Origin of the sequence: Ralstonia mannitolilytica, from assembly GCF_000954135.1 — a bacterium.
Lineage (GTDB): Bacteria > Pseudomonadota > Gammaproteobacteria > Burkholderiales > Burkholderiaceae > Ralstonia > Ralstonia mannitolilytica.
Genome location: NZ_CP010799.1, coordinates 3425922 through 3448794, shown reverse-complemented (window position 1 = coordinate 3448794; position 22873 = coordinate 3425922). Strand labels below are relative to the sequence as shown.

At 67.8% G+C, this 22873-nt stretch carries 18 protein-coding genes; 12 read left to right on the top strand and 6 right to left on the bottom strand.

Going from position 1 to position 22873, the window contains the following annotated elements:
• Positions 1-3: 3 nt before the first annotated feature.
• Positions 4-2847 carry a bifunctional [glutamate--ammonia ligase]-adenylyl-L-tyrosine phosphorylase/[glutamate--ammonia-ligase] adenylyltransferase gene (glnE, locus tag TK49_RS16245; RefSeq protein WP_045787633.1) on the top strand — a complete coding sequence of 948 codons (2844 nt, stop codon included), beginning with the start codon at positions 4-6 and terminating at the stop codon, positions 2845-2847.
• The gene (gene rrtA, locus TK49_RS16240) at positions 2844-3455 is read left to right on the top strand and encodes a rhombosortase (RefSeq protein ID WP_045787632.1); all 612 of its coding nucleotides are present in this window, start codon (positions 2844-2846) and stop codon (positions 3453-3455) included. Before glnE ends, rrtA begins: the two co-directional genes overlap by 4 nt.
• A gap of 93 nt (positions 3456-3548) precedes the next feature.
• On the opposite strand, the gene mprA is transcribed toward rrtA, so the two are convergent.
• The 5 genes from mprA to TK49_RS16215 form a co-directional block, all read right to left on the bottom strand.
• Positions 3549-5300 (bottom strand): MprA protease, GlyGly-CTERM protein-sorting domain-containing form, encoded by a 1752-nt coding sequence (gene mprA, locus TK49_RS16235; protein ID WP_052698621.1) that lies wholly within the window; start codon positions 5298-5300, stop codon positions 3549-3551.
• A 342-nt stretch (positions 5301-5642) separates the two neighbouring features.
• Complete coding sequence (locus TK49_RS16230; RefSeq protein ID WP_045787631.1) at positions 5643-7274, bottom strand: S8 family peptidase; 1632 nt, start codon at positions 7272-7274, stop codon at positions 5643-5645.
• A gap of 247 nt (positions 7275-7521) precedes the next feature.
• Complete coding sequence (locus TK49_RS16225) at positions 7522-7971, bottom strand: hypothetical protein (protein WP_045787630.1); 450 nt, start codon at positions 7969-7971, stop codon at positions 7522-7524.
• A gap of 93 nt (positions 7972-8064) precedes the next feature.
• Complete coding sequence (recN, locus tag TK49_RS16220; protein ID WP_045787629.1) at positions 8065-9771, bottom strand: DNA repair protein RecN; 1707 nt, start codon at positions 9769-9771, stop codon at positions 8065-8067.
• Positions 9772-9910: 139 nt separating this feature from the next.
• Complete coding sequence (locus TK49_RS16215; protein WP_045787628.1) at positions 9911-10849, bottom strand: NAD kinase; 939 nt, start codon at positions 10847-10849, stop codon at positions 9911-9913.
• 110 nt (positions 10850-10959) lie between these two features.
• On the opposite strand from TK49_RS16215, the gene hrcA reads away from it, so the two are divergent.
• From hrcA to TK49_RS16195, 4 genes are all read left to right on the top strand, one after another.
• Positions 10960-12018 (top strand): heat-inducible transcriptional repressor HrcA, encoded by a 1059-nt coding sequence (gene hrcA, locus TK49_RS16210; protein ID WP_045787627.1) that lies wholly within the window; start codon positions 10960-10962, stop codon positions 12016-12018.
• A gap of 178 nt (positions 12019-12196) precedes the next feature.
• Positions 12197-13258, top strand: a complete 1062-nt coding sequence (gene tauA / locus TK49_RS16205) for a taurine ABC transporter substrate-binding protein (RefSeq protein WP_045787626.1) — start codon at positions 12197-12199, stop codon at positions 13256-13258.
• Positions 13255-14046 carry a taurine ABC transporter ATP-binding protein gene (locus tag TK49_RS16200; RefSeq protein ID WP_045787625.1) on the top strand — a complete coding sequence of 264 codons (792 nt, stop codon included), beginning with the start codon at positions 13255-13257 and terminating at the stop codon, positions 14044-14046. Before tauA ends, TK49_RS16200 begins: the two co-directional genes overlap by 4 nt.
• Complete coding sequence (locus TK49_RS16195) at positions 14043-14912, top strand: ABC transporter permease subunit (RefSeq protein ID WP_045787624.1); 870 nt, start codon at positions 14043-14045, stop codon at positions 14910-14912. Before TK49_RS16200 ends, TK49_RS16195 begins: the two co-directional genes overlap by 4 nt.
• A 12-nt stretch (positions 14913-14924) precedes the next feature.
• Here the strand turns inward: TK49_RS16195 and hutC are convergent, their stop codons facing one another.
• The gene (hutC, locus tag TK49_RS16190) at positions 14925-15638 is read right to left on the bottom strand and encodes a histidine utilization repressor (protein WP_045787935.1); all 714 of its coding nucleotides are present in this window, start codon (positions 15636-15638) and stop codon (positions 14925-14927) included.
• A 155-nt stretch (positions 15639-15793) separates the two neighbouring features.
• Between hutC and hutU the strand changes: the two genes are divergently transcribed.
• The 6 genes from hutU to TK49_RS16160 are packed head-to-tail and all read left to right on the top strand — an operon-like array spanning position 15794 to position 22864.
• Complete coding sequence (gene hutU / locus TK49_RS16185; protein WP_045787623.1) at positions 15794-17512, top strand: urocanate hydratase; 1719 nt, start codon at positions 15794-15796, stop codon at positions 17510-17512.
• Between the two features lie 29 nt (positions 17513-17541).
• A complete protein-coding gene (gene hutH / locus TK49_RS16180; protein ID WP_045787622.1) occupies positions 17542-19098 on the top strand; it encodes a histidine ammonia-lyase in 1557 nt (518 codons plus the stop codon).
• 2 nt (positions 19099-19100) lie between these two features.
• On the top strand, positions 19101-20078 hold the full coding sequence (gene hutG, locus TK49_RS16175; protein WP_045787621.1) for a formimidoylglutamase: 978 nt from the start codon (positions 19101-19103) through the stop codon (positions 20076-20078).
• Position 20079: 1 nt separating this feature from the next.
• Entirely contained in the window at positions 20080-21297 is a 1218-nt protein-coding gene (gene hutI, locus TK49_RS16170) for an imidazolonepropionase (RefSeq protein ID WP_394372218.1), read from the top strand.
• A gap of 56 nt (positions 21298-21353) precedes the next feature.
• Positions 21354-22469: a ferrochelatase gene (gene hemH, locus TK49_RS16165; protein WP_045787619.1), complete on the top strand. Its 1116-nt coding sequence runs from the start codon at positions 21354-21356 to the stop codon at positions 22467-22469.
• Positions 22466-22864, top strand: coding sequence for an RNA-binding S4 domain-containing protein (locus TK49_RS16160; RefSeq protein ID WP_045787618.1), 399 nt, complete (start codon positions 22466-22468; stop codon positions 22862-22864). Before hemH ends, TK49_RS16160 begins: the two co-directional genes overlap by 4 nt.
• The last annotated feature ends 9 nt before the right edge of the window (positions 22865-22873 follow it).

Here is a 22873-nt window from a genome sequence, read left to right as displayed (position 1 = left end):
CGCATGACTGATTCCGCCTTGTCCACGCAGCCGTTCCTGCAGGCGCCGGCCCGCGCGCCAGAGGCCCCTTTCGCCGCGCTGCCGTTCGCGCTGGCTTATTCGCGCTACATCCAGCGCCTGGCGCAGGCGCGTGAGGGCTGGGCCGACCGCGTGCACGCCGCCGCTGGCCGCCCGATCGACGTGGCGTGGCTGTCGGCACGCTTTGCTGAACTGTTCGATACGACGGCCACCGAGCCGGAGACCGCGCTCAAGCGCGCACTGCGCCTGCTGCGCAACGAAGTGTTCGGCGCGCTGGTCGAGCGCGACCTGTCCGGCGCCGCCACGCTCGACGAAGTGACCGGCACGATGACCGACCTGGCCGAGTTCGCCGTGCGCGCTGCCATCTCCGTGATCGGGCGGGAGCTCGAGGCTCTGCATGGGCAGCCGATGGGGCAATCCTCCGGCGAGGTGCAGGAGCTGGTGGTGGTCGGCATGGGAAAGCTCGGCGGGCGCGAGCTCAACGTGTCCTCCGACATCGACCTGATCTTCCTTTACGACGAAGACGGCGACACGCACGGCGGCCCGCGGCCGTTGTCGAACCACGAATACTTCACCAAGCTCGGCCGGCGCCTCATCAACGCGCTGGCCGACGTGACCGAGGACGGCTACGTCTTTCGCGTCGACATGCGCCTGCGCCCGAACGGCGATGCCGGGCCGCTCGCGTGCAGCCTCGGCATGCTGGAGGAGTACTTCGTCGTGCAGGGCCGCGAATGGGAGCGCTACGCGTGGATCAAGGGCCGCGTCATCACCGACCCGACGAGCCCGCATGCGGCCCGCGTGATCCAGCAGCTCGACCGCGTGACCGGGCCGTTCGTGTTCCGGCGCTATCTGGACTACGGCGTGATCGCGGCCATCCGGTCGCTGCATGCGCAGATCCGCAACGAGGCGGCCAAGCGCAGCAATGGCGCCAATCAACAGCGCGATGGCCAGGGCCACGTGCAGGCCCGCTCGCCCAATATCAAGCTCGGGCGCGGCGGCATCCGCGAGATCGAATTCGTTGCGCAGGTGTTCCAGCTCATCCGCGGCGGGCAGGACTTTGCACTGCGCGTGCGGCCGACGCTGCAGGTGCTGCGTGCGGCGTCCGAGCGCGGCCTGATCGACGCCGAGGCCGTGGCGCGCCTGACCGAGGCATACCGCTTCCTGCGCCAGCTCGAACACCGCCTGCAGTACATCGAAGACGCGCAGACGCACAACCTGCCAGGCTCGCCCGAAGACCAGCTGCGTGTGGCGCGCATGATGGGCTTTGACGACTACGCCGCGCTGGTGGCCAGGCTGGAGGCTTACCAGGACGAAGTCGCGCAGCAGTTCGAGCAGACCTTCTCCGACAAGCAGGACAGCCAGCCGCCATGCGCCGCCGTGTGGCATGCCGATCTTCTCGACGACGAGCACACCGAAACGGCGCGCACGCAGCTCGCGGAGCTCGGCTATGCGGACCCGGACAGCGTGCTCGAGCGCCTGCGCGCGACGCGCAATTCGCCGCGCTACCGGGCGCTGTCCGAAGTAAGCCGGCAGCGCTTCGACCTGCTCATCAACCGGGCGATCGACCAGGCGTCGCGGCAGACCGATGCCGATGTCACCATCGCGCGCTTTCTCGATTTCTTCGATGCGATCAGCCGGCGCGCGTCGTACCTGTCGCTGCTGAGCGAATACCCGCAGGCGATGGAGCGCGTGGCCCACACGCTGCACGCGTCGCGCTGGGCAGCGGACTACCTCACGCGCCATCCGCAATTGCTCGACGAACTGCTCGACGTGGAGGCGCTGTCGGCCGAGCCCGACTGGCCGGCCTTCAAGGAGCGTGTGCGCGACCGCCTGCGCGCCGCCGCCGACCACGTCGAGATGCAGATGGACATCCTGCGCCAGGAGCACCATGCCGAAACGTTCCGCGTGCTGCTGCAGGACCTGCAGGGCATGCTCAGCGTCGAACACATCAGCGACCGGCTTTCCGACCTGGCCGATGCGATGCTGGACCTGACGCTGGAGACGGTCTGGCAGCAGGTCGGCACACGTCACCGCGAGGTGCCGCGCTTCGCCGTGGTGGCCTACGGGCGGCTGGGCGGAAAGGAACTCGGCTATGCGTCGGACCTCGACATCATCTTCCTCTACGACGATGACGACGAACGCGCGCCCGATGTATACGCGTCGTTTGCGCGCAAGCTCATCACCTGGCTGACCAGCCACACCGCCGCAGGCATGCTGTTCGACGTGGACACGCGCCTGCGCCCGAACGGCGCGGCCGGCCTGATGGTCACGCACTTCGAAGCGTTCCGCCGCTACCAGATGCGCGAGGGCGACAACGCCGCGTGGGTGTGGGAGCACCAGGCCCTCACGCGCGCGCGCTTCTGCGCGGGCGACGCCGAGATCGGCCAACGCTTTGAGGCGCTGCGCACCGAGGTACTGCGCCAGCCACGCGAGCCGGCCCCGCTGCGCGACGAGATCGTGGCGATGCGCGAGCGCGTCGCGGAAGGGCATGCGAACCCGACCGACCTGTTCGACCTGAAGCACGATCGCGGCGGCATGGTCGATATCGAATTTACCGTGCAGTTCCTGGTGTTGCTGCACAGCGCGGTGCATCCCGAACTCACGCGCAACAAGGGCAACATTGCGCTCCTGCACATGGCGGGCGAGCTCGGCCTGATCGATGCCGCGCGGGCCGCACAGGTGGCCGATGCCTACCGCGACTTCCGTGCGCGCCAGCACAAGCTGCGGCTGGACGGGCAATCCGCCGCCCGCGTGCCGGCCGGTACGTGCGCGCACGAGGCCGCGCAGGTGCGGGCGTTGTGGCAGCAGGTGTTCGGGCCGGCGCAATGAGGGGGCATCGGTACGCAGTCTCCGTCGGGGGCGCCTGTGTGGGTGTGGCCGTGTTGTCGGCGGCGTTTTCGTTTGTGCCGTGGCTGCATGCCGCGGGGCTGTATCAGCGTGACGCCGTGCGGGCGGGGCAGTGGTGGCGCATCGTCACCGCCATGTGGGCCCATCTGGACGTGTGGCACTGGCTGGCCGATGCGATGGCGGGCGCAGGGCTCATCCTGTTGCTGGCCCGTGTGCTGCAGCCCCAGCGCATCGTCGGGGCGCTGCTAACGTGCGGCGTGCTGGTGCAGCTTGCGCTGCTCACGCAGCCGGCGGTGCAGTGGTATGGCGGGCTTTCCGGCGCGCTGCACGGCTTGGCCGCATGGGGCGGGCTGCGGCTGCTGAAACCCGCCGCCGAGGCGGAGGACGACCGCATCTCGCGCTGGCTCGGCGTGGCGCTTTGTGTGGGTGTGCTGGTGAAGGTGTGGCTCGAGCAATCGTGGCTGTCGCCCATCGCCTTTGACCCGCATTGGGGGTTTGGCGTGGTGCGCATCGCGCATGCGTTCGGGGCGGGGAGTGGTTTGTTGATTTGGGTGTTGGGGGAGTGGCGGGTGAAAGGGCGATCGACGTGAGGCCGAGCGGGTCCGATGGCCCGTAAAAACAGACACGCCGGCATGAAAGCCGGCGCGTCTGTTCAGCGGTGTTGCCGAGGTGTCGGTGGTCCGTTATCGGCTCCGACGACGGCCGCCTGCAAGCGCGCCGGCTGCAAGCATCAGGCCTGCGAGCCACAGGGGGAGGGCACCGCCGCCGCCGCTGCTGCTGCCATTGCTGCTGGTCGTGTCTGCGGTACCGGTTGCAGCCGGGGTGACTGTCACAGTGGCCGCATCGGTGGCCGTCGCGCCGGTGTTGCTCGTCAGCGTGACCGTAAAGGCATACGTGCCCGCAGCCGACGGCGTGAACGTAGCAGTGTAATTGCCGTTGCTATCGGGACCGGAGGTCGTGAGGCTGACGGACGGTCCGGAAGTCTGCGCCCATTGCACGCTACTGATGGTGTTGAAGACGCCCGCATTGCCGCTCGCCGTCAGGGTGACGGCGTTGTTGGCGACAACCGTGCTTGCCGGAGCCGAGGCATGCACGCTCGGATTGCCTTTCGCCACTGCAACGGCGGCGCCCGCATCGAGCATGCCGGCGCCACAGAGGCCGGACTGGGATGCGCAGTACGTTCCTGCCGGGAAGGGGCGTGCCGTCTGCTGGAGAATCGTGCTGATCTGATCCGGCGTCAGGCGATTGTTGACGGACAGCATCAGCGCGGCGACGCCTGCCACGTGCGGCGTGGCCATCGATGTGCCAGCCTCGCCGGCATAGCTGTCGGCGTCCGGTGCGGTGGTACCGCTGTTCGAAAGCGACAGAACCAGCGCCCCCTGCCCGCTCACGGTCGACCCATTGCCGCCGCCGGGCGCGCTGATTGTGGTGCCGGCGCCCACATTGGCATAGTTCGCCTTGTCGCCATCGAGCGTGTGCGCGGTGACGGCGATCGTGCCCGTGCAGTTTGCGGGGGCGTCAATGTTCGTGCGCCCTTCGTTGCCGGTAGCCACAACGACCACCGCGCCGCGGTTACGCGCGTTGGTGATGGCGGTCTGTATGGCCGAATCGCAGGGCCCGGAGCCGCCCAGGCTCAAGTTGACGACCTTGGCCGGCGTCGGATTGCTGCTGGGTGTCACGCGGGCCACGGTGCCGCCAGTGGCCCATGTGAGCGCATCGATCACGTCCGACTCCGTGCCTCCACAGCGCCCGAGGGCGCGCGCCATCTGCACGCCGACACGCGGTGCAATGCCTGCCACACCCGTCCCACTGTGTTGCGCGGCGATGAGACCCGTGACGAAGGTGCCATGCCAGGAGGACGTATCGGAAGCCGTTGCCCCGCCGCACACCGCTGGATTCGCGGTGATGTCGGCTTGCGTGGTCGCGTCGCCCGGATCCGTTCCGACGCTGTCGCCGCCGTTGTTTCGGAAGGCGTTGGTGATGAAGTTGGCGCCAGTGTGGATTGTGGCGCCCGCAAGGTCGGCGTGGCTAAGAATGCCCGTGTCCACCACGGCAACGTTGATCGCGCTGGAACCCGTGGTCGTGTTCCACGCAGTCGTCAGGTTGGCACCGCCCACGGCGGTTGGGTTGCTCGACTGCGTTACCCCGCCGGAGGTAATGATGTTCGTGATGGCGGCATCCTTGGCCATCAGGTTCCATTGAAAGCCAAAGCCCGTGGCGGACGGCGTGAACGCGGGGCGCAGGATGCGATCCGGCGCGACGTATTCGAATTGACCGGTCGCGGCCATGCGCTGCGCCACTGTCTGGGCGTCTTGCAGCGTCATGGTGGTGGGCAGCGCGACCACATGGGCATCGCCCGACATGGCGCGCTTGTACGTCACGGGCAACTGAGCAGCGGCAGACCAGCGTTGTACGGTCGCAACGTCGACGCGCATCGTGCGCCCGTCTGTGTCTGCGGACTGCAATTGGAGCGGGCCATTCGTGCCGCTTTTTTCCTTGACGATCAACTGCGACACCCATTGCGTCTGAGTGCTTGAGTTGGCTGTGCGGTCACCGGCCAGCGCTGGCGCAGCTTGATACGATACCCCCCTGGGCGATCGACTTCATTGAATGAACCCTGTTGTTGTAGAAAAATGAGCCGGAATTATCCCAAGATTCCCGCGTTTTTCTGCTTAAACAGGCTAAGTGCGCTGTTTAGTAATTTTTATATCTCTATTCACCCCCAACTTTCGGGGGGCGTCAACGGTGAGCGCCTCGCCGGGTGCAGCGGTGTGCGCCTAAGTGGCCGTCCGGCGACGCCTGCCGCAGGCCATGCCACCCGCCAGCAGCAATGCCGCACCGACTAGCGGGACGGTGCCCCCACCTCCGCCCGACCCACCAGAACCGCTCACCACCGCACCACTGCCGATCCCTGCCCCCGCCGTGCGCTGGGCATAGGCCACCGCACCGGCCGCATCGAGCAGCCCCGCCCCGCAGACGCCGGGGTTGTTGGCGCAGAACGTGCCGCTCGGATGCGGCCGCGCTGTCTGCTGCAGCCCGGCCAGCACCTGCGCATTCGACAACTGCGGCTGCACGCTCAGCATGAGTGCGATGGTCCCGGCAACTTCCGGCGTCGAGAAGCTGGTGCCGGCGACCTGTTTGACCACGTAGTTGCCAAGGCTCTGCGTGCCGTCATTGGAATCGGCCTGAATGACCGATTGCGCCTCGGCGCAGGTTGGAGGATCGGTGGCGGTGATGACCTTGGAGTTGCCGCAGCCCCCACCCGGGGCGGACAGTGCAACCTGCGATCCGACATTCGCGTAGCTGGCGTTTTCACCGCTGTCGACGTGCGCGGTCACGGCGATGACGCCCGTGCAGTTGGCTGGCGCGTCCACGCTTTGGGCCGCCTCATTGCCTGCGGCTGCCACAACGATCGTGCCGCGCGCGGCGAGCTGGTTCACCGCATCCTGCTCCGCCGCCGAACATTGGCCCGTGCTCCCAAGGCTGACGTTGACGATACGCGCCGGGTGGTTGTTCGTAGGAGCGCCGGCAACGGCAAGGCCGCCGGCCCACAGCATGCCGTCCACGGTGTCGGAGAGCAGCGCGCCGCATTTGCCCGACACGCGTACCGGTACGAACTGCGTGTTCCAGCCCACGCCGGCGATGTCGCGTCCATTGTTGGTCGCGGCGGCAAGCACACTGGCGACCTCGGTGCCGTGCCAACTGTTGGGCTGCGGATACGTGTCCGACGTCGAGCAGCCAAGGCTCGGATACTGCGTTGCGCTGGTCACCCCGTCGCCAAGGTCATGCGCATCCGACCCGCGCCCGGACGAGTTGCCCGCGCGCACGGGGTCGGAGATGAAGTTGTAGCCGGGCAGGATTTTTCCCGTCAGATCGGGGTGGTCGGTGTAGCCGGTGTCCACCACCGCGACCACGATGCTGGACGAACCCTGCGTGATGTCCCAGGCCGAGGCCACGTTGATGCCGCCCGGCACGACGGTGGGCGACGCGAGGTTGTTCTGCACGGCGAACCGCGTGTCGTTCGGGATGACATTGGGCCGAAGGATCCGATCCGGCACGGCGTACGCCACGCGCGCGTCCTGGGCGAGCTTTGCCGCCGTGGCTTCGATGCTGGCCGCATCGGTGAGGCCGGTGCGCAGCAGTTGCGCGTTGGTGCCAAGCGTGCGCTTGACCTGCAGCGTGCTGCCCGCCGCTTGTGCGACCGACAGCAGCCGGTTGCCGGCCTCGCTGGCGGACAGCGTCTTGCGCGTGCCACCGGTGTCGTCGCGCCATTTGATGATCACGTCGCCGGTGTACGCCGGCTGCGGCGTGGCCGCCGTGGCCGGCTGGGCCCCCAGCACCGCGGCGATGCACATGGCGCTGGCGCCTGCACGGAGCCAGGACTTCAGCCGGAAGAGGGAAGGGGTCATCGGTGCGCGCTCCGTGGCATCTGGGTCTGTTGTGAAACGCTGGCTCGATGCAATCGTTGACAGAACGTTACACAAAACCAAAGGTAGCACGCAGCCTGTCCTGATGCCGTCACGTCGTCGTATGCAGTGCATGGCGGGGATGGCCAGCGCGCCGCCGTGGAATCAGCAGAAAACGGACCCGCCTGCAGGCCGTGGGCACAAAAAAGGGCGCCCCGAGCGCCCTTGTTGATTCACAGTGGGAACGCACCTATTGGCGCTGGAGCTTCATGACGCGATCCGCATCGGCCGAGGCAATGCCTGGTGCTGAACGCAGCGCTGCGACGGCGCCGTCCAGGGTGGCCGAGGCATCGCCTGAGCTGGCCCGCACGACCCAGAAGCCGCCCGACATCGGCCGCACGACGGCAAACGCCAGGCGCGGCGTGGCGCGCGCGCCGGCTGCGTCCACCAAGCTCTGCACGGTGGTGGAGGCCGTCGTCGGCGTGCTCAGGCCGACGATGATGTCGCCAAGGGGATGCGCGGCCGAGACCGAAGCGGGCGGCTGGGTGTTGGCCGAGGTGGGGTCCATGGCGGGCGGTTTGCCCGGATCAATGGCCGGCACCGACTTGCACGCGGCCAGCAGGCAAAGGCCGACGGCCACCGCCAGCGCGGGCTTGGCACGTGACAGCAGGGATCGGGGTCGAGCAGCCGGTTGGGCCATGCGGTTCTCCTAGGAAGTGTTGGATCGAATTGGCACGCGGCAGCGCACGCGCGTGGGCGCCCATGTCGACGCCCTTGTCTCCGGTATAGGCGATCACTGTGCCACGCGGCGGGGTTTGCGCGCCGCAGCGGCCGGCGCCGGTTGTGCGCGGCCCGCGGCGAGCATCTCGTCGGCGTGGCGGCGCGTGGTGTCGGTGAGTGACGCCCCGCCCAGCATGCGCGCGATCTCGTCGACACGGCTGCTGGCGTCCAGGACGACGAGGTCCGAACGCGTGCTGCCGGCCACGGTGCGCTTGGCCACCTGGATGTGGTGGTTGGCCAGCGCAGCCACTTGCGGCAGGTGCGTCACGCACAGCACCTGGCGGCGCGTACCAAGCTCGCGCAGACGCCGGCCCACGACTTCGGCAACCGCCCCACCGATGCCGGAGTCGACCTCATCGAAGATGAGCGTCGGCGTCGGGCTGGCCTCGCTGGCAATCACCGAGATGGCCAGGCTGATACGCGCCAGTTCGCCCCCCGACGCGACCTTCGCCAGCGGCCGCGGCGACACGCCTGCATGCCCGGCGACGAGGAATTCCACCTGCTCCAGCCCTGCCGCACCGCCATGTTCGAGGGCATGCAGCGCGATGTCGAAACGCCCGCCGGCCATCGACAGGCCCTGCATGGCGCCGGTCACCGCCTCGGCCAGTTCACGCGCGGCCTTGGTGCGGGCGCGTGACAGCGCCTGTGCGACTTCCATGTAGGCGGCGCGGGCCTGGGCTTCCTGCGCCTGCAGCGCGTCGAGGTCTGCGGCGGCCTGCAGCGCAGCGAGCTGTGCCTCGCGGTCTGCGAGCTCCGCAGGCAGGGTCTCGGGCGCCACGCGGTACTTGCGCGCCATGGTGTGCAGCGCCTGCATGCGCGCATCGACTTCCGCGAGCCGCTCCGGGTCGAGTTCGGCGCGATCGGCGTAGCGGGCAAGCGTATGCACGGCTTCCTGGATCTGCACCTCGGCCGGCTCCAGCGCCGCCAGCACGTCGGCGAGGGACGGGTCGATCTCGGCGAGCTCGCGCAGCGTATGCAGCGTCGCGCCGAGCTGCGTGAGCACCGCGTCTTCCGATTCCGACAGGCCATCGAGCGCCGCCCGCGTGCCCTCGATCAGGCTTGCCGCGTGCGACAGGCGATGGTGCTCGGCCTGCACGTCTTCCCACTCGCCGGGTTGCGGGGCGAGCTTCTGCAGCTCATTGACCTGCCATTCGATGCGCTCGCGTTCGAGTTGCGCTTCGCGCGATTGCTGCTCGGCCGCTTCGCGCTGGCGCACCACGGTCTGCCAGGCGCGATAGCGTTCGCTCACCGCGCGCACGTCGTCTTCGAGGCCGGCGTGGGCGTCAAGCAGGCTGCGCTGCGCGTCGGTCTTGAGCAGCAGCTGATGCGCGTGCTGACCATGGATATCGACGAGCTGCTCCCCCACCTCGCGCAACTGCGCTAGCGTGACGGCCGCGCCGTTGATGAACGCCTTGCTGCGGCCGGCGGCATCGACGGTGCGGCGCAGCAGGATCATGCCGTCGTCATCATGAAGCTCGTGCGCCTCGAGCCACGCGGCCACGTGGGGCTGCACGTCAAACGCGGCGGTGATGTCGGCGCGTGGCGCGCCCTCGCGCACCACGGCGGCATCGGCGCGCTCACCCAGGGTCAGGGCCAGGGCGTCGATCAGGATGGACTTGCCCGCGCCCGTCTCGCCGGTAAAGACGGTAAAGCCGTCGGCCAGGTCGAGATCCAGCGCATGGACGATGACGAAATCGCGGATGGTGAGACTGCGCAGCATGGCGGGAAGGGTTGTGGCTGGAACCGGCTCAGGACCCGTAGCGAGCGGCCGACGGTGAAGTGAACGACGCTGCCGTACAAGGGTACGGCGAGCATGGCATGTTCAGGATCGGTCCGCGCAGCAGGATCATGGGCAGGTCTTAAAGACGGTTGTCTTCGGTCGGATACTCGTGCCAGTGCAGCTTCTTGCGCAGCGTGGCGTAGTAGTTGTAGCCGACCGGGTGCAGCAATTGCACGGTGCGCTCGGAGCGGCGCACCACGATGCGGTCGCCGGGCAGCAGCGACGTCAGCGACTGCATGTCGAAGTTGACGCTGGCGTCGCGCCCGCTCGTCACCTGGATGACGACCTCGGCATCGTGCGGAATGACGATCGGCCGGTTCGACAGCGAGTGCGGCGCGATCGGCACCAGCACCAGCCCCGAGAGTGCCGGATGCAGGATCGGCCCGCCGGCGGACAGCGCATAGGCGGTCGAGCCGGTGGGCGTGGAGACGATCAGGCCGTCCGAACGCTGGTTGTACATGAAGAAGCCATCGACCGACACGGCGAGCTCCACCATGCCGGAGAAGCCCGAACGGTTGACCACCACGTCATTGAACGCCAGCGCCGAGAAGATGATGTCGTCGTCGCGCACGACCTGGGCCTGCAGCAGCGTGCGGATTTCCGCCTCGTAGCGACCGGACAGCATGTCGGGCAGCACGGTGTGGACGTCTTCGAACGGGATGTCGGTCATAAAGCCGAGCCGCCCGTGGTTGACGCCGATCACGGGCACGTTCGCCCCGGCCAGGTGGCGGCCGATGCCCAGCAGCGTGCCGTCGCCGCCCAGTACCACCGCCACGTCGGCCTGGCGCGCCATCTGTTCGGGCGGCAGGGCAGGGTAGTCCTGGACGCCGATGTTGAGTGCCGTATCGCGCTCGAACACGATGTCATGCCCGCGCGCCGCAATGCATGACGCCAGCTCCATGAGCGGCCCGGCGATGTTGGCGGCCGAATACCGGCCGACCAGCGCGACGGTCTTGAACGGGGAGGCGGGCGAGGCGGCGGGAGCTTGCGGGGCCACGGCGGACGGGGGAATCGACATGCGCGCATTACACCATATCGATATGACCCCCGCCACGTCTGAGGAAGTTTGGCGGGAAACGCCAACGTCACCGGTTGTCTGGGGGCGATTTTGCGTAAAATTGGAGAATCATGGACAAGCGCGCCACCATCCTTCTCAAGACCCTGATCGAACGGTATATCGCCGAGGGCCAGCCTGTCGGCTCGCGCACCTTGTCGAAGTATTCGGGGCTTGATCTGTCGCCGGCCACCATCCGCAATGTGATGGCCGACCTGGAGGAAATGGGCTTCATCGCCAGCCCGCACACCTCGGCCGGGCGGGTGCCCACGCCGCGGGGCTACCGGCTCTTCGTCGACACCATGCTGACGGCCAGTCCGCTGGATGTGCTCAGCTCGCAAGACCGCATGGCACAGCAGATGGCGGGCGCGATTGCCGAGCAGGTGCGTGCGCAGCTCGCCTCGCATGGCTCCGAATCGTCACAGCGGGTGATTGCGGCGGCCGCGCAGACGCTCTCCAACCTCTCGCAGTTTGCCGGCATCGTGATGACGCCGCGCCGCACGCATGCGTTCCGGCAGATCGAATTCCTGCGCCTGTCGGAGACGCGCATCCTCCTGATCGTCGTCACGCCCGAGGGCGACGTGCAGAACCGCATCATCCATACCGAGACGCCGTACACGCCGTCGCAGCTCGTGGAGGCGGCCAACTACATCAATGCGCATTACGGCGGCATGACCTTCGATGCCGTGCGCGAACGCCTGCGCGGCGAGCTGTCCGCGCTGCAGGCCGACATGACCACGCTGATGCAGGCGGCGGTGGAAGCCGGCAGCAGCGCCGTGTCGGAAGAGGACCCGGTGGTCATCTCGGGCGAGCGCAAGCTGCTCGATGTGGAAGACCTGTCGTCTTCGATGGACAAGCTGCGCCGCCTGTTCGCCGTGTTCGAGCAGAAGACCGGCCTGCTGCAGCTGCTGGATGTGTCCAGCCGCGCGGAAGGCGTGCAGATCTTCATCGGCGGCGAGAGCAGCCTCGTGCCGCACGAAGACATGGCCGTCATCACCGCGCCGTACGAGGTGGACGGCAAGATCGTCGGCACGCTGGGCGTGATCGGGCCGATGCGCATGGCGTACGAGCGCGTGATCCCGATCGTGGACATCACGGCCAAGCTGCTGTCCAGCACGCTCAGCCAGTATTGATTCGGAGGTGCTGCAGGGCTGGACCGTCCGCGGCTGCACGCCTGCCAAGAACGGCCCTGAAGCGGCTTCTTAGCCAGAGGCATAAGCTCAGCCGATTTTCTTCGACGACAGCGCGGTCTGCCGTCTCACACAATCGACTCCGGCGCATGTGCGCGGTTCTCTTCTGCCGGAGTCTTTCATGGCTGGTTCTTCCCGTTTCCGTTGGCTTGCCGCGGCGCTGTCCGCGGCCGTTTCGTTGACCTTGCTCGGCGCCGCCCCGGCGCGTGCGGCCGAGCGCGAGGTCGTCATCGCGTATCAGGACATGGTGCTGCCGTGGCGCTACGCCCAGGCCACCGGCGAAGTGGAGCGCGCCACCGGCTACAAGGTGACCTACCGCCAGCTCGCCAGCGGCGCGGATGTCGTGCGCGCCATTGCGGCGGGCTCGGTGCAGATTGGCGAGGCGGGATCGAGCCCGATTGCAGCCGGCGTGTCGCAGGGCGTTGGCCTGTCGCTGTTCTGGATTCTCGACAACATCAACGACGCCGAGGCGCTGGTCGCGCGCAACGGCAGCGGCGTCTCGCGCGTGGCCGACCTGAAGGGCAAGACGCTGGGCGTGCCGTATGTGTCGACGTCGCATTTCCACGCCCTGGTGGCGCTGCAGCAGGCCGGCCTGGACCCGCGCGATGTGAAGGTCGTCAACCTGCGGCCGCAGGAGTTGTCGGCCGCGTGGGATCGGGGCGACGTCGATGCCGCGTTCATCTGGGATCCGGTGCTCGCCAAGGTAAAGAAGACCGGCACGGTGCTGACCACCTCCGGCAGGATCGCCGCCGCCACCGGCAAGTCCACCTTCGACGGCTTCGTGGCCGACCGCAAGTTCGCGCGCGACCATGCCGACTTCCTCGCCAAGTTCGTCGAGGTGCTGGCCAAGGCCGATGCGGCCTATCGTGACAACAAGGCAGCGTGGACGGCCACTTCGCCACAAGTGGCGGCAGTGGCCAAGACTTCTGGCGCGACGGCCGCTGACGTGCCGGCAAGCCTGGCGCTGTATGCGTTCCCGGATGCGGCGGAACAGGCGTCTAACCGGTGGCTGGGCGGCGGCGCGCAATCGGGCGCGGCGCAATCGCTGTTGGCCACCGCGCAGTTCCTGAAGACGCAGGGCACGATCCAGGCCGTGCTGCCGGATTACGGCCCGGTTGTCGATGCGCGTTTCGTGCAGCGCGTCGCCGGTGGGGCGAAGGCCGTGGCGACGGCAGCGCGATGAGCCGCATTGAAGTACGCGGCCTGCGTGTCGACTACTCCGATGCGCAAGGCCGCACGACGCAGGCGCTCGGCGGCGTGGACCTGTCGATCCAGGCTGGCGAATTCGTCGTCGCGCTCGGCGCGTCGGGATGCGGGAAGACGACGCTGCTGAACTGCCTGGCCGGCTTCGTTGCGCCCACGGCCGGGCAGATTCTGCTCGACGGGCGCGAGGTCGATGGACCGGGGGCCGAGCGCGGCGTGGTCTTCCAACGCTACGGCCTGATGCCGTGGCTGAACGTGCGCGACAACGTGGCCCTCGGCCTGAAGCTGCGCGGTGTCGATCGCAGGACGCGGCATGCGCGGGCGCTGAAGCTGCTGCGGCTGGTCGGGTTGGAAGCGCATGCCGCGTCGCCGGTGTATGCCTTGTCCGGCGGCATGCAGCAGCGTGTCGGCATCGCCCGCGCGCTGGCGACGGAGCCCCGCGTTCTGCTGATGGACGAACCGATGGGCGCGCTCGACGCGTTGACGCGCGAGACCATGCAGACGCTGGTGCTCGATGTCTGGCAGCGCACCGGCACGACCGTTTTCTTCATCACGCACGACGTGGAGGAGGCGCTGTTCCTGGCGACGCGCCTGATCGTGATGTCGCCATCGCCGGGCCGCATCGTGCAGACATTCGATCTGCCGTTCTCTCGACAGGCGCTGGGAGGCGGCGACGCCCGCGCGGTGAAATCGTCGCCGGAATTCATTGCCTGGCGCGAGCGTGTATTGGCGCTGATCCACCATGCCCCCGAGGAGCTGCTCGCATGAGCGCGCTCGAAACTCCCGTGCTGGAGCGTGCCTCCGTCGTTGCAGCGCCGCCTTCGAGCAGGCCGGCGCACAGGCTGCGCGGCTATCGTCTGCCGGGCGAGGGCAGCGCATTGCGGCTCAGTGTGTTGTCGGTGACGGCGTTGGTCGTGCTCTGGTGGGCGGCAACCACCTTCCATTGGGTGCCGCCGTTGTTCCTGCCTTCACCGCAGGCCGTCGGGCGCGCGTTCATCGATGCCTGGCATGGCGATATTCAAGGCGGCCAGCCGCTGGCGTCGCATCTGGGCTGGAGCGCGCTGCGCGTCTTCGGCGCGTTTGCGCTGGCTGCCGTGACGGCCATACCGATCGGCCTCGCGATGGGCGTTTCCCGCACCGCGCGCGGCTTACTGGATCCGCCCATCGAGTTTTATCGCCCGCTGCCGCCGCTGGCATACCTGCCGCTCGTGGTCATCTGGCTGGGCATTGATGAGCGGGCGAAGATTGTCGTCATCTATCTTGCCTGCTTCGCACCGATTGCCATGGCCGCGCGTGCCGGCGTACGCAGCGCCACGCTTGAGCAGATCAACGCCGCATATGCGCTCGGCGCAAGCTTCACGCAAGTGGTGCGCCACGTGATCCTGCCGGCGGCGCTGCCCGAGATCCTGACCGGCTTGCGCATCGCCATCGGGTTCGGCTGGACCACGCTGGTGGCCGCCGAGATGGTAGCCGCCACGGTGGGCCTCGGGCAGATGGTGCTCAACGCGTCGAGCTTTCTGCGCACCGACCTCGTGGTGATGGGCATCGTCCTCATCGGTGCGATTGCGTGGGCGTTCGACCTTGCCATGCGCGCCATCGAAGCACGCGTGGTGCCCTGGAAGGGCCGCACCTAGGCCGCCCAGGCCTCAGAAACTCCCCGTGAACTGATACCGCCCGCCCGGGTGCCACATGGTCGCCACCGAGGCGACCTGGCCCTGGGAAAGCGTCTTGCGCCGCAGCATCAGGCACGGCTCGCGCGCGTCCATGTGGAGCATCTCGGCGATCTCGCGCGGGGGCAGGCGCGCCTCGATGCCGTATTCCACGCCCTGCAGCGGTGCGGCCCGCATCAGGTAGGCGTTGGGCGTGGTCTGCGTGAAATCCTGCTCCATGTACTCGGGCGCCAGCGCGGCATTCACCCAGCGGTCTTCCGCCTGGATCGGCACGTCGTTTTCAAAGTGCACGATCAGGGAATGGAACAGCAGCGTCCCGGTGGACACGCCGAACGCCGCGGCCATCGCTTCATTGGCGCGCGCACGTTCGAGCTGATGCAGCTCGGCGCGGTGCCGGTGGCCGCGCGCGGCAATTTCCTCGGCGATGTTGCGGATCGCCACCAGCGTCGCCTGGTACTTCTGCTGCGCGACGAACGTCCCGAGCCCCTGCACGCGCGTGAGGATCTGCTCGGCGGTCAGCTCGCGCAGCGCGCGGTTGACCGTCATGCGCGAGACGCCAAACGTCTGCGCGAGCGCGACTTCAGCGGGAATCATCTCGCCCTCTTTCCATTCCCCGCTGCGAATGCGGAACAGGATGTCTTCCTTGATGCGCTGGAAGGCAGGGGTGCTGGCGGGTGCGTCTTGTGACATGGGGGCGACCTTGGGGCGCGGCATGGCGGACCGATGTGATGGAGGCATGGCAGCCATGATCGGGGTTTGCCACCAGGTTGTAAAGTTCTCTTGCTTTATTTGTATATACAACATAGGATGTGCGGCATGCCTTTGGAGTTTGCAGGAGACCTCACATGAACGCCCCCATCGACGCTGTCCACCTGACCAACGACCCGCGCTACGACGCTTCGCGGGAGATCCGCGCCCCGCGCGGCACCGAGCTGCACTGCAAGAGCTGGCTGACCGAAGCGGCTTACCGGATGCTGCAGAACAACCTCGACCCGGATGTGGCCGAGAACCCCAAGCACCTCGTCGTGTATGGCGGCATCGGCCGCGCCGCGCGCGACTGGGCCTGCTTCGACAAGATCCTGGAAACGCTGCGCGAGCTGAACGACGACGAATCGCTGCTCGTGCAATCGGGCAAGCCGGTGGGCGTGTTCAAGACCCACCCCGATGCGCCGCGTGTCTTGATCGCCAACTCCAACCTCGTGCCCAAGTGGGCGAACTGGGCACACTTCAACGAGCTGGATCGCAAGGGCCTGTTCATGTACGGCCAGATGACTGCCGGCAGCTGGATCTACATCGGCAGCCAGGGCATCGTGCAAGGCACGTACGAGACGTTTGCCGAAGCCGGCCGCCAACATTACGACGGCAAGCTGGCCGGCAAGTGGATCCTGACCGCCGGCCTGGGCGGCATGGGCGGCGCCCAGCCCCTGGCCGCCACGCTGGCCGGCGCCGTGTCGCTGAACATCGAGTGCCAGCAATCGAGCATCGATTTCCGCCTGCGTACGCGCTACCTCGACAAGCAGGCCAAGGACATCGACGACGCATTCAACCTGATTCGCCACCATTGCGAGCGCGGCGAGGCCGTGTCCATCGGCCTGCTCGGCAATGCGGCAGAAATCCTGCCGGAGCTGGTCAAGCGTGCCCGCGCCGGTGGCCTGAAGCCGGATCTGGTGACCGACCAGACCTCGGCGCATGATCTGGTCAACGGCTATCTGCCGATTGGCTGGACGGTCGAGCAATGGCGTGCTGCGCAACGTGACCCGTCGCAGCACGCCCGCCTGACCGACGAGGCCGCCAAGTCCTGCGCCGTGCACGTGCAGGCCATGCTGGATTTCCAGGCCATGGGCATCCCGACGGTCGACTACGGCAACAACATCCGCCAGGTCGCGTTCGACCAGGGCGTGAAGAACGCCTTCGACTTCCCGGGTTTCGTGCCGGCCTACATCCGTCCGCTGTTCTGCGAGGGCAAGGGCCCGTTCCGCTGGGTGGCGCTGTCGGGCGATCCGGAAGACATCTACAAGACCGACGCCAAGATCAAGGAACTCTTCCCACACAACACGCACGTGCATCGCTGGCTCGACATGGCGCGTGATCGCATCGCCTTCCAGGGCCTGCCCGCGCGCATCTGCTGGCTGGGCCTGGGCGAGCGTCACCTGGCCGGTCTGGCTTTCAACGAGATGGTCAAGAATGGCGAGCTGAAGGCGCCGATCGTGATCGGCCGCGACCACCTCGACACGGGCTCGGTCGCCAGCCCCAACCGCGAAACCGAAGCGATGCGCGACGGCACCGACGCCGTGTCGGACTGGCCGCTGCTCAACGCGCTGCTCAACACGGCGGGCGGCGCGACGTGGGTGTCGCTGCACCATGGCGGCGGTGTCGGCATGGGCTATTCGCAGCACTCGGGCGTGGTGATCGTCGCCGACGGCACCGACGCGGCGGCCAAGCGCCTGGGCCGTGTGCTCGTCAACGATTCGGGCTCGGGCGTCATGCGCCATGCCGATGCCGGTTACGAAACCGCCATCGCCTGCGCCAAGCGCAACGGTTTGAACCTCCCGATGATCGGCTAAGTTAAAGACACAGACGTACGCAGATTTCCATGAACACCATGACCACGCCCCCCATCCTCACGCTGCAACCCGGCGCGATGACGTTCGATGACCTGCGCCGCGTGTGGCTCGCGCCCACGCCCGTCGTGCTGTCGGGCGATTGCGCAGCGGCCATTGAGGCATCGGCCGCCACGGTGCAGGCCATCGTCGCCAAGGGCGACCCGGCCTACGGCATCAACACCGGGTTCGGCCTGCTGGCCAGGACACAGATCCCCACGCACGAGCTGGAGCGCCTGCAACGCAACCTGATCCTCTCGCACGCCGTCGGCACGGGCGAAGACCTGAGCGACAACGTTGCGCGCCTCGTGCTGCTGATGAAGGCGGCGAGCCTCGCGCGGGGCTACTCCGGCGTGCGCCGTGTCGTGATCGACACGCTGCTGGCACTGCTGAACGCCGGCATCGTGCCGTGCATCCCGTCCAAGGGTTCGGTCGGCGCTTCGGGCGATCTGGCGCCGCTGGCGCACATGACGCTGGCCCTGCTGGGCGAGGGCCATGTGCGCGTAAACGGTGTGCGCACGCCGGCGCGGGAAGCCCTGGCCGCCGCTGGCATCGAGCCCATCGCGCTGGCCGCCAAGGAAGGCCTGGCACTCATCAACGGCACGCAGGTGTCGACCGCGCTCGCCTTGAACGGCCTGTTCCTGGCCGAGCGCCTGCTGAAGGCTGCCACCGTGGCCGGTGCCCTGTCGGTGGACGCCGCCAAGGGCAGCGACGCGCCGTTCGACCCACGCGTGCACACCGTGCGCGGACAGCAGGGGCAGATTGCCACCGCCGCCGTGTACCGCAACCTGCTGGCCGGCAGCGCCATCCGCCAGTCGCACCTCGTGGGCGACAAGCGCGTGCAGGACCCGTACAGCCTGCGCTGCCAGCCGCAAGTCATGGGCGCGTGCTTCGACCTGATCCGCCAGGCCGGCGCCACGCTGCTCACCGAAGCCAACGCAGTCACCGACAACCCGCTGGTCTACGCCGACGCCGGTGAGGTGATCTCGGGCGGCAACTTCCATGCCGAACCGGTGGCGTTTGCGGCCGACATGCTCGCCATGGCGATCGCCGAGATCGGTGCGCTGTCGGAGCGCCGCATCGCGCTGCTGATCGACTCCACGCTGTCTGGCCTGCCGCCGTTTCTGGTCGAGCAGCCGGGCCTGAACTCGGGCTTCATGATCGCGCACGTCACGGCTGCGGCGCTGGCTTCGGAAAACAAGACGTTCGCCCACCCGGCCAGCGTCGACAGCCTGCCGACTTCGGCCAACCAGGAAGACCACGTCAGCATGGCGACCTTCGCGGGCCGCCGTCTGCAGGACATGGCCGAGAACACCGCCACCATCGTCGGCATCGAAGCACTGGCGGCGGCACAGGGCATCGATTTCCACAAGCCACTGGCGACGTCCGCCACGCTGCAGCGTGCGCATGGCTGCATCCGCGCGCGTGTGGCGTACTACGGTGAAGATCGCCTGTTCGCCCCCGACATCGAAGCCGCCCGCCGCCTCGTGCTCGATGGCGACCTGGGCGATTCGTGCCGCGACCACCTCGCCGATCTTTCGCTCGCCTGACCATGCTCGTCCAAGCCGAACCTACCGTCTGGCAAGGCCGTGTCGATGCGGAGGAAGGCCCGCTTGGCTTGCGTTGGCACCAGACGGTGCGCCGCATCGATGCATCGACGCCGCTGGCCAATACCGTTGCGCTGGCGGGTTTCGCCTGCGACGCGGGTGTCGCGCGCAACCATGGGCGCACCGGTGCGCAGGCAGGCCCGAACGCCATCCGCAAGATGCTGGCCAACCTGCCTGCGCGGGCGGGCAGGGTAGTCGTCGATGCGGGCGACGTGACGTGCCAGGGCGATGCGCTGGAAGCCGCGCAGGAGGAACTGTCGGGCGTGCTGCACGACCTGCTCGACCGCGGTGCGTTCCCGATCGCGCTGGGCGGCGGACATGAGATTGCATGGGCGTCGTTCAACGGCCTGGCGCGGCATCTGGCTGGCCAATCGGAACCGCCGCCGCGCATCGGCATCCTGAATCTTGACGCGCATTTCGATTTGCGCGCGGGCGAGCGCGGCAGCTCCGGCACACCGTTCCGCCAGATCGCAGAAGACTGCGCAAGACGCGGCTGGCCATTCCATTACGCGTGCCTCGGTGTGAGCACGTACGCGAACACCGAAGCACTGTTTGCCCGCGCCCGCCAGCTCGGTGTGCGCTGGATGCATGACGACGAGATGGACATCCTCCAGCTCGGCCACGTGCTGCAGGTCGTCGAGCTGTTCCTGAGCCAGGTCGATCATGTCTACCTGACGATGTGCCTGGATGTCTTGCCGGCCAGCATCGCGCCGGGCGTGAGCGCACCGTCGGCACGCGGCGTGTCGATGGACGTGATTGAGCCCATCGTTGACCGCGCCATCAGTTCCGGCAAGCTGCGCCTGGCCGATGTGGCGGAACTGAACCCATCGCTCGACATCGACAACCACACCGCACGCGTGGCGGCGCGCCTCGTCGCGCGGGTGGCCGACGGCATTGGCCTGCAAGGAGCGGCGCGTGACTGACATGCACTGGGATGCGCTTTGGACCAACGTCCACCTCGCCACGCTGGCAGCCCATGCCGACGGTTACGGCGAAATCCGCGATGGCGCCATCGCCGTGAAGGATGGCCGCATCGCGTGGCTCGGTGCTCGCGCCGATCTGCCGCCGAATGCCCGCGCCACACGCGAGCACGACGGCGGCGGCGCGTGGCTGACGCCGGGGCTGATCGATTGCCACACGCACCTCGTCTACGCCGGCAACCGCAGCAATGAATTCGAAGCGCGCCTGAACGGCGTGCCGTATGAGGAGATCGCGCGCGGGGGCGGCGGCATCGTTTCCACGGTGCGGGCCACGCGTGCGGCCAGCGAAGAGGCATTGGCCGAGGCCAGCCTGCCGCGCCTGAATGCCCTGCGCGCCGAAGGCGTTACCACCGTCGAGATCAAATCCGGCTACGGCCTCGATCTGGAAACCGAGCGCCGCATGCTGCGTGTCGCGCGCCGCTTCGGCCAGACCTTGCCGGTGCGCGTACGCACGACGTTCCTCGGCGCACACGCCGTGCCGCCCGAATTTGCCGGTCGCGCCAACGACTACATCGACCACCTCTGCGCCGACGTGCTGCCCGCACTCGCCGCCGACGGCCTCGTCGATGCGGTCGACGCGTTCTGCGAAACCATCGGCTTTTCACCGGCGCAGACGGCCCGCATGTTCGACGCGGCCCAGCGCCTCGGTCTGCCGGTCAAGCTGCATGCGGAGCAGCTTTCCGACCAGGGCGGTGCCGCGCTCGTGGCGCGCTACGGCGGCCTCTCTGCGGACCACCTCGAATGCCTGACCGCCGAGGGCATCGCCGCCATGGCGCGGGCCGGTACCGTGGCGGTGCTGCTGCCCGGTGCGTTCTACTGCCTGCGCGAAACGCGTCTGCCGCCCGTGACCGCCCTGCGCGAGGCAGGCGTGCCCATGGCCGTGTCCACCGACTGCAATCCCGGCACGTCGCCGCTCACGTCGCTGTTGCTCGCAATGAACATGGCCTGCACGCTGTTCCGCCTGACGCCGCTTGAGGCATTGACGGGCGCCACGCGCCATGCCGCCGCCGCCCTCGGGCTGTCCGGCACATGCGGCGTGCTGGCCCCCGGTTACGCCGCCGATTTCGCACTCTGGCGCATTGACCGCCCCGCCGACCTCGCCTATGCGATGGGCTTCAACCCCAGCGTGGGCGTGGTCAAGGATGGCGTGGCAGTGGCGTAAGCCAGACGCGGCGGACCGGCTCGTATAATCGACCGGTCTACCGCGAACCGCGCCCAATGCCCTTCTTGCCCGAACCCCTGTTCCAGCACGGCCAGCCCGATCGCACAGCGATCCTGCTCGTCAATCTCGGCACGCCTGACGGCACTTCGCCGCGCGAGGTCGGCCGCTATCTGCGTCAGTTCCTGTCCGACCCCCGCGTTGTGGAAATTCCGCGCGCGGTGTGGTGGTTCATCCTCAACGGACTGATCGTGCCGCTGCGTTCGCGCACGTCGGCGCACAAATACGAAAGCATCTGGCTGCGCGAGGCCAACATGACGGGCTCGCCGCTGCTCGTCTACAGCGAGCGCCAGGCGCATGCGCTGCAGCAGCTGCTGAACGCGCAGGGCCACGATGTGGTGGTCGCCTGTGCGATGCGCTATGGCAATCCGTCGATTCCATCCGTCATGCAGGCGCTGCGCAAGCAGGGCGTGGAGCGCATCCTGGTGCTGCCGATGTACCCGCAGTATTCCGGCACCACCACGGCCACGGCGTTCGACGAGGTGTTTCGCGTGCTGGGCCAGATGCGCAATCAGCCTGAACTGCGGCTCGTGAAGCATTTCCATGATGACCCGGCCTACATCAACGCGCTGCACCAGCAGGTGGGCGCGTACTGGGCCCAGCACGGCGCACCGGATTTTGCCCGCGGCGACAAGCTGCTGCTGTCGTTCCATGGTGTGCCGCGACGGACCCTGGAACTGGGCGATCCGTATCACTGCGAGTGCCTGAAGACCGGCCGTTTGCTGGGCGAAGCGCTGGGCCTGCAGCCGGGGCAGTACCTCGTGACGTTCCAGTCGCGCTTTGGCCGCGCCGAGTGGCTGCAGCCGTATACCGCGCCCACGCTCGAAGAGCTTGGCCGCGTCGGCACCCATCGCGTCGATGTGTTCTGCCCAGGCTTTCCTGCAGACTGCCTCGAAACGCTGGAGGAGATCGCCATGGAAGGGCAGTCGACCTTCCGTGTCGCGGGTGGCAAGGAATTCCATTACATCCCGTGCCTCAACGACAACGAGGCGTGGATTGCCGGCATGGCCGATATTGCGCTGGCGCATCTGCAGGGCTGGCCGCTCAAGCTGACACATCCGCATGTGTTGGAAGCGAGCCGCACGCGCGCCCAGAGCAAGGGAGCCGCGGCATGAAGGTGAGCACCGACGCCGCAGACCGCGTGCGCATCGACAAGTGGCTCTGGGCGGCGCGTTTCTTCAAGACGCGCTCGCAGGCCACCGACGCCGTGGAGCGCGGCCGCGTGCACATCAATGACCAGCCGGTCCGCCCGTCCAGGGACGTCAAGATTGGCGACCACGTGCGGGTGCACGCGCATGAACAGCAGTGGGAAGTGCAGGTGCTGGCGCTGGCCGAAGTGCGCGGCCCCGCGTCCGTTGCGCAAACGCTCTACGCCGAGACCGACGCGAGCCGCCTCAAACGTGAAGCCGATGCCGACAGGCGCCGGCTGTATCGTGAGCCGGCCACGCAGATCGCCGGCCGCCCGACCAAGCGGGACCGGCGCCGCATCGACAAGCTCGGCGGGCAATAACGCATGCGG